Below are 15,857 nucleotides of genomic sequence, written 5' to 3'. Positions count from 1 at the left end.
GTTTGGCGCGCCAGCGTTGCATGTGCATATAGGTATACGCTCAAAGCGGATGAGGTAGGTGGCTCCTGCTCCACCGGCATCGAATGTGCCAAAGTGCAGTTATCATCGACTGCTAGGAAAAGAGCCACCCAATGACAGTTAAAACCGCAGGTCTGGATCTGGCCTAGGATGTTTTTCAAGTGCACGGCATTTCAGAGAATGGCCGTGTGATCTTCAACAAGGCCATCAAGCGAGCGAAGCTGCTCAACTTTTTTGAGACACTTCCGCCCTGTGTCGTCGGCATGGAAGCATGCGGTTCGTCTCATCACTGGGGACGCCAGTTGCGCAAGCTTGGTCATGACGTGAAGCTGATGCCTGCCGGATACGTCAAACCCTACGTAAAGCGCGGTAAGAACGATGCCGTTGATGCGGAAGCGATCTGTGAGGCCGTTCGGCGCCCAACGATTCGGTTTGTGGAGATCAAGACCGAGGAACAGCAGGCCATTCTGTCGATCCATCGCACCCGCGATTTGGCAGTCCGGCAGCGCACTCAGATGGCCAACATGATCCGCAGTTTGCTGCGCGAGTTCGGGCACATCTTGCCCATTGGAGTCGAAGCGGTCTCAGCCTTCGCCAAGCGCCACCTTGATGGCGATCACCCGGACATGCCTGACATCGCGAACGGCATGCTCAGTATCCAGTGCTATCAGTTCATTGGCTTGAACGCGCGCATCGAAGGCTATTCCAAGATGATCGAACAACATGCCATGCTGAGTACAGATGCGCGCCGGTTGATGCGCATGCCTGGCATCGGCCCGATCACGGCATCGGCTATTGTTGCAACGATTGGCGATGCAAAACAGTTCCGGACCGGGCGCGATCTGGCGGCCTGGTTGGGCCTGACCCCGCTCAATAAGTCCAGCGGCGGCAAGGAACGTCTGGGCCAGATCACTAAGCAGGGTGATCGCTACATTCGCAAGCTGTTGGTCGTGGGCATGACATCACGCGCGGTGATGGCGAAACGTTCACCGGAGAAGGTCGATCTGTAGACAGCGAAGATCATCGCAGACAAACCATTCCGATTGGCAACAACGGCCATGGCAAACAAGGCCGCTCGGGCCATCTGGGCGATGCTCACAAGGAAACAGGAATACCGGCAGCCTGCGTTCCAAACGCTCCGACTGCCAAAAAGATGCAAGACGTTGAAGTGATGATCGGAATTAAGTCAACCAAGAGCAAGGACACTCCGGGAATGGCAGCGGCTCTCTTCCAAGGCCGATAAGCCGATTGGAACCTTACTCGCGGAATTCATCAAGGCCAGCGGAACACCACCGCACAAACAGGCCGGACAGACGACGGTACTGACGAAAATGACCGCAAATATCACCAAAAACCTCTTGTAAAGCAGGAGCCACCCACAGAGGTTATTCATCGATAGATCGAACCCATTCTTCTGCCATCGATCTAACGTCGGAGTGTACTCAAAGTTGAACGTGAAACTATCGGCGCAAACTTCCAATTAGGGAGTTCTTCCAGCGACGGCCAATCTACAGAAATAATTCGGCTACTCCAATTGGCAGTCCCACAGCAGTTTCCGCCGCGTTTTCTGATCTTAATTGGTGTAAACGCACAACTTGATTTGTGTCCCGGACTCCGATTCACAGCAGGCTAGGTATACGGCGCTACTTCATCGAATGTACCAATTTTCGGTTCACTCCTATCCCAGCAAGGACCATCTGAACGACGTGGTCTCTTCGTGAATCGATCCAATTATCGTCGCGTAGATCACGGTCATACATTATTGACAGAGTATGCGCGTTGGAAAGGTGGAAGAAACTTAACGACAGGATCGACACATAGAGCTGAAATGCGTCGGTTCCTTTGAAAAAATCGCCACGAATTTCGCCCTGCTTCAACACAGAATCGATCTTGTCGATCAGTTCGCTACTTTCTTTCGAAATACTGTCGATACCTTTCAAGTACCGACCGCGCTGTACATTTTCGACCACTACCAAATCGACAAGTTCTCGGTTCTGCCGGTGGTGGTCGAATGTAAATTCGACTAAGGACTTTATGGCTGACACCGGGTCCAGATTATCTAGGCCAAGTTTAGCCTCGCTGCTCCTAATTGCACCATAGACCCGTTCAAGCGCAGCTCTATAGAGCCCTTCTTTGTTGCCGAAGTAGTGGTAAATCATGCGAATATTGCAGTCGGATCTGTGGGCGATATTTTGAATTCTGCTTCCAGAGTATCCGTTTTCGCAAAAATCTTTGATACCCACGGTCAGAATGCGCTCTTTGGTCGCTTCGGCGTCTCGACGAATTACTTTTTGCACCAAACGGTATCCTCCGAATTTGGCTAACGCCCAAAATTGTGGCGAATTACAAACAGTTGCAACCCTAGCGTGCCGAACAGTTGATCAAGAATTTGATACCAATGGTCGGTAAAAACCGAAATCGGCATAGTCTTAGTTTACTTGCCCAAATGTTCCCAAGAGCGCTCTTACTATCCATAGGGCAATTTTTCTTGACATGCAAAGTTAACTAAGTAAAAATTTACTTACAACAATGGATTCTTGAATGCTTGATGGAAAAACAAGTCAGATCGATCTGACCGTCAATGGTAGGCCCGTGGCGGTCGAAGCAGCCGAAGATACCACGCTTTTGGAATTGCTTCGCGAAGACTTGGACCTGACGGGCGCTAAAAAGGCCTGCGACAATGGTGAATGTGGCAGCTGCATTGTCCTGATGAATGGAAAGCCCGCCAAATCATGTTTGCTACCCGCTGCCCGCGCGGCAACTAAAGACGTTGTGACAATTGAAGGATTTTCGGATGGTTCGTTAGATGGAATTGACGAAGAAATTCTGCACCCGCTTCAGCAAGCGTTTTTGGAATTGGGGGCCACACAATGTGGATTTTGCATTCCAGGAATGATCCTTAGGTCCGCGGTCTTGCTAAAATCCAAACCTGATCCGGCGCGCGAAGATGTGACCAAGGCGCTGTCAAAGAACCTTTGCCGTTGTACGGGCTACACGAAAATAATCGAAGCGGTTCAGTACGCGGGCGAGATAATGCGCCGAAACTCACAGTCCGAACCAGCGGTCGCTGCGCCAGTCGGTAGCTCGGTTGGTTACAATGTTCCCAATCGTTATTCTCCGGATACTGTCAATGGTAAGGCGAAGTATACGGCCGACTTGAGGATGGATGGGATGCTGCACGCGAAATTCTATCGCAGCGAGGTGCATCACGCGCGCATTCTGAGATACGATCTATCCAAGGCGCAGTCGCTGCCCGGTGTCGTCGCAGTCATAGGGCCCGATGACATTCCAGGGACGCCATTTTTGCCAAACTGCCAGCCGCAGGTTTACATATTTCCCAAAGACAAAATCAGATTCAAAGGCGAAGCGCTTTTTGCCGTAGCGGCCGAAAGCGAAAAAATTGCACTTGCGGCAGTTGATCTGATTAATGTCGTGGTTGAAGAGCTGCCCCACGCAATCGAATTGTCGGACGCCGCCCGACCCAATTCGGCGCGGCTTTTTGATTTCGCGGACAATGTATCGCCAGCGACAGAAGTGAGTTCTGGAGACATAAAAAAGGGTTTTGCACTAGCAGACCTTATTGTCGAAAAGGAATATTCGGTTCCGGTGCGTGAGCACGCAGCAATGGAGCCCGAAGCAGCCCTCGCTTATGAAGAAGATGACGGAACGTTGGTCATAAAGTCGCCACTGTACCACGCATTCGTTCAAGGTACGGAGTCAATTGCCAATAATTTGAACATGAAACAGGATGATGTTCGAATTATTTGCCCCGCAATGGGCGGCAATTTTGGAACGCGCGGTGACACATTGGCGCCTGTGGTTGCCGGGCTATTGGCTCGGAAGACCGGAAAGCCGGTCAAGCTAGTTTTTAGTCGTGCTGAATCCATTTTGGGATCTTGTAAAGCGCCTTCTGTGAATGTGCGTTATAAGACCGGCGCTATGCGGGATGGAACGATCGTTGCAATTGAGGTCGACATTTTGCACGGTTCTGGTTCATGGGCGCCATACCTCATTCCTGAGACAACCAAAGGTCTTGAGCTATGCTATTTTGAATCGCTCCCCGCGATGTTGTCCCATGTTACCGGCCCCTACAAAGTACCGCACGTTAGGGCCCGCGCTTATGATGTTCTGACAAATGCACCGCGATTTGTTCCCTTGCGCGGAACTAATGCGAACTATCTTCCGATTGCCTATGAATCTCAGGTCGATCTGGTCGCGGGGCATCTTGGGATTGACCCGCTGGAAGTTCGAAGGATTAACGCGATCCAGTACGGGGACGTGACCCATATCGGTCAAGAGATGACCGAACATGTGAACTATGACAAAGAAATCGATGCACTGAAACCGCACTATGACGCTGCGCTTGCGCGACTGGAAGATCGGCGAGCCAATGCTATGGAGCCTTGGATTCCCGGACTCGGGGTCGGTGGCGGCTGGCGCAACGTAGGCTATGTTTCGCAGCGAATTTCTGCGGGCGCAGAGATTAAGCCTGACGGGACATTTCTGATCCTGGCTGGCACCGTCGAACAGGGGCAGGGCCCGACGACCCAATTTGCGCAAATCGGCGCTGATGCTCTTGAGGTGCCGGTTGAATTGGTTTCGGTATTGCTGGGCGACACGACGGCTGCAGATTACCCAGTACCTACCTTTAGTTCGATCACAACTGTGGCTACCGGTCGGGCGGTTCAAATGGCGGCCGAGAACCTGCGTAGCCTCATATTCGAAATTGCAGGCAAAATTCTGGGCGTCGATACAGGCGATCTGGAACTGCTCGAAGACAGCTGTGCGAGCTCCGCTGGGAAAGTTACAACTTTCGCGGAGATCGCCGCGTTTTTGGATAAGAATGGCCTATCACGTCGCTGCAGCGGTGATCTTGACTGGAACGGCGAAGCGCCGAACATCTTATACGGATACAATCTTGGTCTGATTGAGTTGGATGTGAATACTGAAACCGGACAGGTGAAGTTGCGCAATCACGTCAATGTTTGCGACCCAGGCACGATCGTCAATCCACTTGCAGTAGAGGGCCAGGTAGATGGCGGGATTTCCTTCGGAGTCGGATTTGCTTTGAAGGAGGCGTTTCATCCGGACAACCCGCCGACCTTGGTGGGCTACGGGCTGCCAACAACCATGGACGTGCCGGATACGGTTACACGCTTGTACGTCGAGGATCCGTTTGAACGCGGACCTTTCGGGGCCAAAAGTGTAGCCGAACATCCCGGGATCTCTCCTATCCCCGCGATCATTAACGCCATTTCAAATGCTACTGGAGGCGCACGGGTTCGCGATATCCCGGCGACCCCAGAACGAGTACTCGCCGCGATTGAAGTTAACCGTGGTGTTGTTCGGCTGCCCAGCAAGGAGGAGTTGGCGACCTGGCCGCGCTAGTAATCGGAGCACTGCGGCAAAGCTTAAGTCACCTAGCGCAAATAACCGCGAAAAAGAAAACAATCTAGATCAACAGGAGGAAATCATGTCCAAAGAAACAAAATCTGGTGTTACCCGTCGAGGACTTTTGAAAGGCGCGGCCGTTGTCGGCGCGGCTTCCGCTCTTGGCACGCCTTTGCTGGCGCAAGGCAAACGCAAACTGTGCTATATTGCTTTTATTAACCGGAACACTGTTTGGGGTAAGCCATACGATTTCTTGGCTGCGGAAGTCGACCGGATTTCTGGCGGTGATCTTGAGATTGAGTATGTCGGCGGTTCGGACGTGATTGGCGGATTTGACGCTCCGGAGGCGATCGCCAACGGGGTTTTTGACATTAGCCACTCAGCTAACTCCTACTTCGCGGGCGCGATGCCAGCTTCAATTTCATTGGCCAGCGGAAGCGCAAGTTTGGATGAGCTCAAGGCGTCGGGAGCTATCGACGCATATTCGGATTTGCTGATGCAACAACGCGGCGTGATGTTGCTTGGTATGCCGCTAAGTGGTGTTGGGTACGTGTTCCAAACGCGCGACGATTCCAGCGATCTGTCGTATTATGAAGGCAAGAAAATCCGATCAATTCCGTTGTACGATCCAATCCTGGAATCGCTCGGTGCGATACCTGTTACAACGTCACCGGCGGAAGCATACACCTCAATGGAACGCGGAGTTGTGGACGGGCTAGGTTGGCCAGACATCGGGTTGCTTGACTTCAAATTCTACGAATGTCTGAAGTCAGCGCCTATGGGTCCAATTAGGTTAATTTGATAAGAGAGTTTTGTTGGCTCATCGTAACCACTGAGGAGTGGATGATGAGAAAGACAACCAAAAGCCCTGGCGAGCAGATCGTCAAAGACATCAAACGGGCGACGCGCAAACAGTATTCGTCAGAAGAGAAGATCCGGATCGTGCTGGATGGCTTGCGTGGCGAAGACAGCATTGCTGAGTTGTGCCGTCGTGAGGGAATATCTCAAGGTATCTACTACAAATGGTCCAAGGACTTCATGGAAGCTGGCAAACGGCGGCTTGCTGGAGATACGGCGCGTGCGGCTACGACCGACGAAGTCAAGGACCTGCGCCGCGAAGCCCGAGACCTGAAGGAGGTCGTTGCCGAGCAAACACTGGAACTGCGTCTTCTCAAAAAAAGCATGACCGGCGGTGGGGGCGACCAAGAATGAGGTATGCTGCATCTGAGAAGTTGGAGATCATCCGGCTTGTTGAGGGGTCGCATTTGTCTGCTCGTCGAACATTGGCAAAGCTGGGCATCCCCCGCACCACATTTTACCGTTGGTATGATCGGTATCGGCAGCGCGGCGACGCTGGCCTTGTGGATCAAGCGCCTAAGCCCAGACATGTCTGGAACCGCATCCCCGACGAAGTCCGGCGCAAGGTCGTCAAGCTGGCGCTGCAGGAGACGGAGCTGTCGCCGCGCGAACTGGCAGTGACGTTCACGGATCGGGAGCGCTACTTCGTCTCGGAATCTTCAGTCTATCGGGCCCTGAAGGCCCACGATCTGATCACCAGCCCGGCCTTTATCGTGCTCAAGGCGGCAAACGAGTTCAAAGACAAGACCACTGCGATCAACCAGCTTTGGCAAACCGACTTCACCTATCTCAAAGTGCTTGGCTGGGGCTGGTTCTATCTCAGCACAATCCTGGACGACTACAGCCGCTACATCATCTCGTGGAAACTCTGCACGAACATGCGGGCAGAGGACGTGACGGACACCCTGGATTTGGCGCTACAAGCATCAGGGTGCGATCAGGTTCACGTCATCCACAAACCCCGCCTCCTCAGCGACAACGGGTCCAGTTACGTCTCTGGCGATCTGGCTGAATGGCTGCAGGACAAAGGCATGAAGCATTCTCGGGGCGCACCATATCATCCCCAGACACAGGGCAAGATCGAGAGGTGGCATCAAACCCTGAAGAACCGCATCCTATTGGAGAACTACTTCCTTCCGGGAGACCTCGAAACCCAGATCGAAGCCTTCGTCGATCACTACAATCACAAGCGCTACCACGAGAGCCTGAACAACGTCACACCCGCCGACGTCTACTTCGGGCGTGACAAAGCCATTCTAAGACAACGGGAAAGGATCAAACGAAAGACGCTCGAAGCGCGGCGCTTGCATCACAGACAGCGCGCCGCATAATAACATCAACCAGACGAGCCAAACTCTTTACTTGTTTAAGCAACTCTTGGTTCCCAAAACCCTGACGACGGACAATCCTGGCTAACGATGTCGCGTATCGTTCGCGCACAGACACTGGCCTTGAAGAACCGAGAGTTTATCGAGGCCGCGCGTGCCAGCGGCGTGTCCGAAGCAGCAATTATATTTCGCCACATCCTGCCGAACTTGCTGGGGGTTGTGATCGTCTACGCCTCACTTCTGGTGCCCGATATGATACTTGCAGAGAGTTTCATTTCGTTCTTAGGGTTAGGCATTTCCGAACCCAATACGTCGCTTGGAAGTCTGATCTCTGAAGGCGCTGGAACCATGGCTTACGGCACACTTTGGCAGCTTGCCTTCCCGCTGACATTTTACGTGACGATCATCATTACGATGTTCTTTATCGGCGACGGTCTGCGCGACGCTCTTGATCCGAAGGACCGCTGAGATGACCGTGTTTTCGATGAGGGACCTGCGCGTAGACTTCGACACCCCTGACGGCACTGTCAACGCGGTTCGGGGCGTCTCTTTGGACATCAAAGCTGGCGAGTGCCTTGGGATCGTTGGCGAATCCGGGTCAGGGAAAAGCCAAAGTTTCATGGCAGCCATGGGTCTATTGGCAGGAAATGGCACAGCCACTGGCTCAGTAACACTAAAGGGTAAAGAAATTCTGAACCTCAATACGAATGCCCTTAACCGCATTCGTGGTGACGAAGTCGGAATGATCTTCCAAGACCCTCTGACGGCGCTGACACCTCACCTAAAAGTCTGGCATCAGATGTCAGAGGTCTTGCAGGCCCATCGCGGTATGTCCGGTCAACAGGCGCATCAACGTTGCCTGGAGTGGCTGGACCGCGTCCGCATCCCCGATGCCAAACGCAGATTGCAACAGTATCCACACGAATTGTCCGGCGGCATGAGACAGCGCGTGATGATCGCCATGGCCATGCTGTGTGATCCAAAGCTGCTGATCGCTGACGAGCCGACAACAGCGCTTGACGTAACGGTTCAGGCCGATGTGCTCGACTTGATGTCCAGTTTGCAGAAAGAGCACGACACGGCAGTTGCGTTAATCACTCATGATATGGGCGTCGTCGCGCGCATGTGTGATCGCGTTCAGGTCATGCGGCTTGGCGCATTTGTCGAAGAAGGCCCGGTGGAGAATATCTTCGCAAACCCGCATCATAAATACACACGCAAACTGTTAGAAGCAATGCCGCGCATCGACGCTGGCGGCCCTGATAAACCGGAAAAGACCACCGCCCCGATCATGGAGGCGGACGATATTCAGGTTCACTTCCAGATCAAATCGGGCAGTGGGTTTTTTGGTGGCTCCCAACCACTTCGCGCGGTCAATGGCGTCAGTTTCTCACTTCACGAAGGCGAAACACTTGGCATCGTTGGTGAGTCGGGATGCGGAAAATCGACGCTTGCCCGTGCGGTCCTACGGTTAGTCGAACCCACACATGGCTCGGTTAGTTGGCTGGGAACAAATCTGACGTCGCTGGACAAAAAAGAAATGTCACGCGCCCGTAAGAACCTTCAAATCGTCTTTCAGGATCCTTTGGCAAGTTTGGACCCTCGCATGACGATCTCTACGTCTATTGCTGAGCCATTGCGCACATTTCGAGCTGACCTGACAGCTCGCGAACGACGGGAAGAAGTTCACGCCATGATGGAGCGCGTGGGCTTGGATGCCTCGATGTATAACCGCTATCCGCATGAACTTTCCGGCGGCCAAAACCAGCGTGTCGGCATCGCCCGCGCGATGATCAATCGTCCTAAACTTATCATCTGTGACGAGGCTGTTTCCGCGCTGGATGTTTCCATTCAGGCTCAGATCATCTCGCTGCTAAAAGAGCTGCAGACAGAGTTCGGCATGTCTATGCTCTTCATTTCTCACGACCTTTCGGTCGTTAGGGACATTTCTGATCGCATCATGGTTCTGTATCTTGGTCGCATCGTTGAACTTTCCGACAGCGCAACGATCTGCACTTCCCCGAAGCATCCCTATACTCAAGCGCTTATTTCAGCTGTCCCTATTCCCGATCCAAAAATTGAGCGCAGCCGCAAGAGATTACGCTTGCCGGGCGAGTTGCCTTCACCACTAGATCCAAAAGCAGCGCTGCGGTTTTTGCCCAGTAAGCTGGCCGGCGGAGAATTCGACTATGTGCCCCAATTGCACGAGACATCACCTGGCCACTTCGTTGCCGAACACGACAGCCTGCAGGACATACTTGCCAACGCCCTGTAGTGGCGTTGCATAATTGAAAATGTCGGAAGGGTTGGTTGCGGGGGTAGGATTTGAACCTACGACCTTCAGGTTATGAGCCTGACGAGCTACCGGGCTGCTCCACCCCGCGCCAACGAAGTGTGAACTATCTATGATTGTCGCGGTCCGCAAGACCGAAGGGAAGAATTTTTTATCTTATTTGAGCAGGATTTGCTTGCCAGAAGCATCGCTGTCAATCGCGCTGTCGATAACGGCCTGCAATCGCGTGGCGGTTGCGAAATCTGGCTGCATGCCAGAACCCGATTCCACGGCTCTGGCGAACTTTTCATAGTTAGTTTCAACCGGCTCTAGCGACACATCGCGCCAAGTGCCGGTTTCAAGGTCTTCCCCTTCAGAAATTGAGATGCTTCCCAGATCTCCGGAATTGGAAACCGAAATGCCGCCCTTGGTGCCAAAGATTTTGAGCGACAAATCGTTGATATGGCCGGACGCAAACCGCGAAGCATGGACGACTCCTGTCGCACCGTTTTCAGTTCGGGCAGTCATGACAAAGCTGTCGTTCGCATCCAGATCATACTCGCCAATTCGGTTGCCCGGAGCCTTGTCAAATACTGTCAGATCGGCACGTAACTGAGTGATGGCGTCATCAATGGCAAATGTTGCAAAATCAAAAATATGAATGCCAACATCGCCCAAAACACCACTGGATCCATGCTTTTGTGAAAGCCGCCAAAGCCAAGTGCTGTCGGTTTTCCAGTCGCCCCAGGCTGGCTGGGTCAGCCAGCTTTGCAGGTAAGACGCTTCGAAGTGGCGCACCTCGCCAATGCGGCCGCTGGCGACCAATTCGCGGGCAGTTTGTATAGCAGAAACATTGCGATAGGTGAGGTTTACCCCAGTTATCAGATTAGCATCTAAGGCTGCCTTGGTCATCTCTGCGGCGTGGCTGTAGTTGGTTGCCAAAGGCTTTTCGCAGAAGACATGTAGCCCCGCCGAAATGGCTTGCATCGTTGTGCGGTAGTGCACCGCGTCAGGTGTGACATTGGCGATGGCGTCGGCATTAACGGAACCCAAAGCCTGCTCCAGATCAGTGAACCATTGGTCGATTCCGTGAGTTGCGGCGAACTCTTTTGCGCGTGTCTCATCAATATCGATACACCCGACAACTTCGACGCCATCGATGGCCAGAAACGCTTTTGCGTGCTGTGCGGCCATCAAGCCGGTTCCCAGAATTATGATGTTCACGTCAAGTTCCTTTCGGGGTGACCGGGGCAATCCGAATGTCGCATGGGAGATGCGGCAAACCTTGAAATTATTGCGACGCTATCTGCGGCGGCACAACCCCCAAAAGTCACCCTAGCGATGCGACCCAAGCCCAAGTTCGAGTGGGCACCTGACGCATTCGTGAACAGTTGCGAGCATTTGTATTTAGGCCAATCTCCAGGGGAGCGGCTAATGTCAAGTTGCCCACAATTGACTGGAATAAAATGAAGAAATCCAACAAGAAGCCGAAGCAAGCCAAGAAACAAATCAAAGCAAATCAACAAGCTACGGGGGCGGAAACCTCGCGTCGTGATTTTTTGCGGCTTTCAAGAAACGGGCTGATCGGAGTGGGCGCGGTTGGCGGCATCGGTTGGTGGGCGGTTTCCGGAGTGAGGGCCACAGCTGCCGAACATGACCTGTCCCGAATTGGTCGCGGCCGCCCTGCGGTGGTGCAAGTGCACGACCCTCAGTGCGCGCAATGCACAGCGTTGCAACGGAACACGCGCCGGGCGCTAAGGTGTTACGATGACGATGATTTTGTCTATCTCGTGGCCAGCATAAAAACCGAAGCAGGGCAAATGTTTGCGTCGCGCTTTGGGGTGCCTCATGTGACGTTGATGCTGTTTGACGGTTTGGGCGAACTTGAGCAGGTGTTAAACGGCGTTCGTGACCGAGACCAATTGAAACCGCACTTTACCACCTTGATAGAAACTGTTTAGCGCGGCACTCGGCCCCGAAAGGTTTTGCATCGTTAACGATGCGTGCGCCCTCGGGGTCTTGCGCGCAATGGGTATGGGTAGTTAATCCAGTAAAACAAGGCGAAATGGCCAATTTGGCAGTGTCGGTATTACGTCGGTATCGCGTCGGTGTTTGGGTCGGTATGGGCAAATGCGCACTTGATTTTAGGTGCGTGCGTTAACCTGTCTGAAGTCAGCGCCTATGGGTCCAATTAGGTTAATTTGATAAGAGAGAGTTGTTGGCTCATCGTAACCACTGAGGAGTGGGACATGAGACAGACAACTGGAACTCGCAGGAGCCCCGGCGAGAAGATCGTCAAAGAGATCAAGCGCGCGACGCGCAAACAGTATTCGTCAGAAGAGAAGATCCGGATCGTGCTGGATGGCTTGCGTGGCGAAGACAGCATTGCTGAGTTGTGCCGTCGTGAGGGAATATCTCAAGGTATCTACTACAAATGGTCCAAGGACTTCATGGAAGCTGGCAAACGGCGGCTTGCTGGAGATACGGCGCGTGCGGCTACGACCGACGAAGTCAAGGACCTGCGCCGCGAAGCCCGAGACCTGAAGGAGGTCGTTGCCGAGCAAACACTGGAACTGCGTCTTCTCAAAAAAAGCATGACCGGCGGTGGGGGCGACCAAGAATGAGGTATGCTGCATCTGAGAAGTTGGAGATCATCCGGCTTGTTGAGGGGTCGCATTTGTCTGCTCGTCGAACATTGGCAAAGCTGGGCATCCCCCGCACCACATTTTACCGTTGGTATGATCGGTATCGGCAGCGCGGCGACGCTGGCCTTGTGGATCAAGCGCCTAAGCCCAGACATGTCTGGAACCGCATCCCCGACGAAGTCCGGCGCAAGGTCGTCAAGCTGGCGCTGCAGGAGACGGAGCTGTCGCCGCGCGAACTGGCAGTGACGTTCACGGATCGGGAGCGCTACTTCGTCTCGGAATCTTCAGTCTATCGGGCCCTGAAGGCCCACGATCTGATCACCAGCCCGGCCTTTATCGTGCTCAAGGCGGCAAACGAGTTCAAAGACAAGACCACTGCGATCAACCAGCTTTGGCAAACCGACTTCACCTATCTCAAAGTGCTTGGCTGGGGCTGGTTCTATCTCAGCACAATCCTGGACGACTACAGCCGCTACATCATCTCGTGGAAACTCTGCACGAACATGCGGGCAGAGGACGTGACGGACACCCTGGATTTGGCGCTACAAGCATCAGGGTGCGATCAGGTTCACGTCATCCACAAACCCCGCCTCCTCAGCGACAACGGGTCCAGTTACGTCTCTGGCGATCTGGCTGAATGGCTGCAGGACAAAGGCATGAAGCATTCTCGGGGCGCACCATATCATCCCCAGACACAGGGCAAGATCGAGAGGTGGCATCAAACCCTGAAGAACCGCATCCTATTGGAGAACTACTTCCTTCCGGGAGACCTCGAAACCCAGATCGAAGCCTTCGTCGATCACTACAATCACAAGCGCTACCACGAGAGCCTGAACAACGTCACACCCGCCGACGTCTACTTCGGGCGTGACAAAGCCATTCTAAGACAACGGGAAAGGATCAAACGAAAGACGCTCGAAGCGCGGCGCTTGCATCACAGACAGCGCGCCGCATAATAACATCAACCAGACGAGCCAAACTCTTTACTTGTTTAAGCAACTCTTGGTTCCCAAAACCCTGACGACGGACAGACGAAAATTTTTCCGCCCGGTTCTGCATCCAACCGATCGTAAGTTGAACCACGTTTACGACCACCAACGAGGTTTCCCAAAATACGCCGACGGGGTCTTTTGTCCAAACAATATCATACGTAATGCCGACAAGTGCCGAGAGGATCACCAAGACACGCAACACCCACATCACGCGCATAACCATCGATACGAATAGGAGGAAATACGACATATGCCCGACCATCCCTCCAAACGACAAAGCAGATTGAAGGGTAAGTTCCATATAGTTCAGGCCTCGTTGGCGATGGTCGTGAAAGGCAATCAATTGCACTAGCTGTTGGATTGTAAGCATAGGCTTGGTGCCACAGCAAGCTATCGACGGGAGCTGTTGGTCACAAGCAAGCGACCATATGTGTCCCGAATTTCGAGTGTTTGGCTTGAAATACTTGCTTAGTTTCCTGGCCGGTTAAAGAAGACGGAGAAACGCAGATTATTGCTCGAAGGCGGAATGGAAGGCTGAGCTAGAGTTTTAAGGGTCACGAGAACTATGAATGGGCGATGTCGCGCCCTTGTCACACACTAAGCGATCGGCAACTTTGTCCGCATAGCCGACACACCCCCAAACACAAAAAAGCCGCCCCGGAGGGCGGCGTTTTTGTTCGTGCATCGTCGAGAGATACCCGTCGGAGCAATTGCTTCGACGATGATATGTTCCTTACTAGGTTTGGCGGTGACCTACTCTCCCACGTCTTAAGACGCAGTACCATCGGCGCGGCGGCACTTAACTGCCGAGTTCGGGATGGGATCGGGTGTTTTGCTCGCGCTATGACCACCAAACCAAGAAAAGAACACATCAACTTCACCCTTCAACCTGTTGGGGTCGAAGAGAAATCCAAGTCGCGTAGCTTACGTTGGTGTATGCTCTCGATTTTCTGTGCACCGAAGTGCGCAGCCAGTCTTCTACTGGATCAAATCAAGCCTATCGGACAATTAGTATCGGTCAACTGAACGCATTGCTGCGCTTACATCTCCGACCTATCGACGAGGTGGTCTACCTCGGTCCTCAGGGATACCTTGTTTTGAGGGGGGCTTCCCGCTTAGATGCCTTCAGCGGTTATCCTTTCCGATCATAGCTACCCAGCACTGCCATTGGCATGACAACTGGTCCACCAGTGGATCGTTCACCCCGGTCCTCTCGTACTAGGGGCAACTCCTCTCAAGTATCCTACACCCACGGCAGATAGGGACCGAACTGTCTCACGACGTTCTAAACCCAGCTCACGTACCTCTTTAAACGGCGAACAGCCGTACCCTTGGGACCTGCTCCAGCCCCAGGATGAGATGAGCCGACATCGAGGTGCCAAACGGTGCCGTCGATATGGACTCTTGGGCACCATCAGCCTGTTATCCCCGGCGTACCTTTTATCCGTTGAGCGATGGCCCTTCCACTCGGGACCACCGGATCACTATGGCCGTCTTTCGACTCTGCTCGACTTGTCAGTCTCGCAGTCAGGCTGGCTTCTGCCATTGCACTCAACGAGCGATTTCCGACCGCTCTGAGCCAACCTTCGCACGCCTCCGTTACTCTTTGGGAGGCGACCGCCCCAGTCAAACTACCCGCCACACAGGGTCCCGGAACCGGATAACGGTCCGCGGTTAGACATCAAGCAAAGCAAGGGTGGTATCTCAAGGATGGCTCCACAGAAACTAGCGTTACTGCTTCAAAGCCCACCACCTATCCTGCACATGCTTGGCCTGATGCCAATGTGAAGCTGTAGTAAAGGTGCACGGGGTCTTTCCGTCTAACCGCGGGAAGCCTGCATCTTGACAGGCAATTCAATTTCGCTGAGTCGATGTTGGAGACAGCGGGGAAGTCGTTACGCCATTCGTGCAGGTCGGAACTTACCCGACAAGGAATTTCGCTACCTTAGGACCGTTATAGTTACGGCCGCCGTTTACCGGGGCTTCAATTCAAGGCTTGCACCTCTCCTTTTAACCTTCCGGCACCGGGCAGGCGTCAGACCCTATACGTCGTCTTGCGACTTCGCAGAGCCCTGTGTTTTTAGTAAACAGTCGCCACCCCCTGGTTTGTGCCCCCGGATTCCACTTGCGTAAAACCCGGGCCTCCTTCTCGCGAACTTACGGAGGTATTTTGCCGAGTTCCTTCAACATCGTTCTCTCAAGCGCCTTGGTATTCTCTACCAGTCCACCTGTGTCGGTTTAGGGTACGATCTTATAGTGGGGCTATTTCCAGGAACCTCTTAGCAGCCCATTCAATCCAATAAGGATGAACTACCTTCGAGATCCGTCACCACCACATGGCCCAGGAATATTA

The 15,857-nt window shown here is 53.3% G+C and carries 9 protein-coding genes, 1 tRNA gene, 2 rRNA genes and 2 pseudogenes (1 of these 14 cut by a window edge); 8 read left to right on the top strand and 6 right to left on the bottom strand.

Annotation, left to right across the window (positions count from 1 at the left end; translation table 11 throughout):
• The first annotated feature begins 131 nt into the window (after positions 1-131).
• Positions 132-1,190, top strand: a pseudogene (locus GKR98_01415) (IS110 family transposase).
• A 471-nt stretch (positions 1,191-1,661) separates the two neighbouring features.
• Here GKR98_01415 and GKR98_01410 read toward each other — a convergent pair.
• Positions 1,662-2,318, bottom strand: a complete 657-nt coding sequence (locus tag GKR98_01410; GenBank protein ID QMU56975.1) for a TetR family transcriptional regulator — start codon at positions 2,316-2,318, stop codon at positions 1,662-1,664.
• 241 nt (positions 2,319-2,559) lie between these two features.
• Between GKR98_01410 and GKR98_01405 the strand changes: the two genes are divergently transcribed.
• The 5 genes and pseudogenes from GKR98_01405 (at position 2,560) to oppD (ending at position 9,870) form a co-directional block, all read left to right on the top strand.
• Positions 2,560-5,406 carry a molybdopterin-dependent oxidoreductase gene (locus tag GKR98_01405; protein ID QMU56974.1) on the top strand — a complete coding sequence of 949 codons (2,847 nt, stop codon included), beginning with the start codon at positions 2,560-2,562 and terminating at the stop codon, positions 5,404-5,406.
• Complete coding sequence (locus GKR98_01400; protein ID QMU56973.1) at positions 5,279-6,211, top strand: twin-arginine translocation signal domain-containing protein; 933 nt, start codon at positions 5,279-5,281, stop codon at positions 6,209-6,211. The genes GKR98_01405 and GKR98_01400 overlap by 128 nt, the downstream gene beginning before the upstream one ends.
• A gap of 44 nt (positions 6,212-6,255) precedes the next feature.
• Positions 6,256-7,598, top strand: a protein-coding gene (locus tag GKR98_01395) for an IS3 family transposase (GenBank protein ID QMU56972.1) whose coding sequence is annotated in 2 segments (ribosomal slippage) — positions 6,256-6,582 and positions 6,585-7,598 — 1,341 coding nt in all. Because the reading frame shifts where the segments join, the coding sequence is not laid out codon by codon here.
• A 75-nt stretch (positions 7,599-7,673) separates the two neighbouring features.
• Positions 7,674-8,063 (top strand): annotated as a pseudogene (locus GKR98_01390) (ABC transporter permease subunit).
• Position 8,064: 1 nt separating this feature from the next.
• Positions 8,065-9,870 carry an oligopeptide ABC transporter ATP-binding protein OppD gene (gene oppD / locus GKR98_01385; GenBank protein QMU56971.1) on the top strand — a complete coding sequence of 602 codons (1,806 nt, stop codon included), beginning with the start codon at positions 8,065-8,067 and terminating at the stop codon, positions 9,868-9,870.
• Between the two features lie 32 nt (positions 9,871-9,902).
• Here oppD and GKR98_01380 read toward each other — a convergent pair.
• Positions 9,903-9,979: transfer RNA gene (locus GKR98_01380), tRNA-Met, on the bottom strand.
• Positions 9,980-10,044: 65 nt separating this feature from the next.
• A complete protein-coding gene (locus GKR98_01375) occupies positions 10,045-11,091 on the bottom strand; it encodes a gfo/Idh/MocA family oxidoreductase (GenBank protein ID QMU56970.1) in 1,047 nt (348 codons plus the stop codon).
• A 242-nt stretch (positions 11,092-11,333) separates the two neighbouring features.
• Between GKR98_01375 and GKR98_01370 the strand changes: the two genes are divergently transcribed.
• Positions 11,334-11,828 (top strand): hypothetical protein, encoded by a 495-nt coding sequence (locus GKR98_01370; protein ID QMU56969.1) that lies wholly within the window; start codon positions 11,334-11,336, stop codon positions 11,826-11,828.
• Between the two features lie 288 nt (positions 11,829-12,116).
• A protein-coding gene (locus GKR98_01365; protein ID QMU56968.1) for an IS3 family transposase occupies positions 12,117-13,468 on the top strand; the annotation gives its coding sequence in 2 pieces (ribosomal slippage) (positions 12,117-12,452 and positions 12,455-13,468; 1,350 coding nt in all).
• Here the strand turns inward: GKR98_01365 and GKR98_01360 are convergent.
• The 3 genes from GKR98_01360 to GKR98_01350 all read right to left on the bottom strand — a co-directional run.
• Positions 13,413-13,805 (bottom strand): hypothetical protein, encoded by a 393-nt coding sequence (locus GKR98_01360; GenBank protein ID QMU56967.1) that lies wholly within the window; start codon positions 13,803-13,805, stop codon positions 13,413-13,415. The two genes, GKR98_01365 and GKR98_01360, sit on opposite strands and share 56 nt — an antisense overlap.
• Positions 13,806-14,244: 439 nt before the next feature.
• A 5S ribosomal RNA gene (gene rrf / locus GKR98_01355) occupies positions 14,245-14,359 on the bottom strand.
• Positions 14,360-14,485: 126 nt separating this feature from the next.
• Positions 14,486-15,857, bottom strand: a 23S ribosomal RNA gene (locus GKR98_01350) (it continues 1,467 nt past the right edge of the window).

Origin of the sequence: Boseongicola sp. (assembly GCA_014075275.1) — a bacterium.
Lineage (GTDB): Bacteria > Pseudomonadota > Alphaproteobacteria > Rhodobacterales > Rhodobacteraceae.
Note: the sequence above shows the minus strand (reverse complement) of the source record. Positions and strands in the feature narration are given on the sequence as shown.

Coding starts and splice junctions, on each gene's coding strand:
- oppD (QMU56971.1), top strand. CDS start 8,065: ATGACCGTGTTTTCGATGAGGGACCTGCGCGTAGACTTCGACACCCCT.
- GKR98_01405 (QMU56974.1), top strand. CDS start 2,560: ATGCTTGATGGAAAAACAAGTCAGATCGATCTGACCGTCAATGGTAGG.
- GKR98_01400 (QMU56973.1), top strand. CDS start 5,279: ATGCTACTGGAGGCGCACGGGTTCGCGATATCCCGGCGACCCCAGAAC.
- GKR98_01370 (QMU56969.1), top strand. CDS start 11,334: ATGAAGAAATCCAACAAGAAGCCGAAGCAAGCCAAGAAACAAATCAAA.
- GKR98_01360 (QMU56967.1), bottom strand. CDS start 13,805: ATGGAACTTACCCTTCAATCTGCTTTGTCGTTTGGAGGGATGGTCGGG.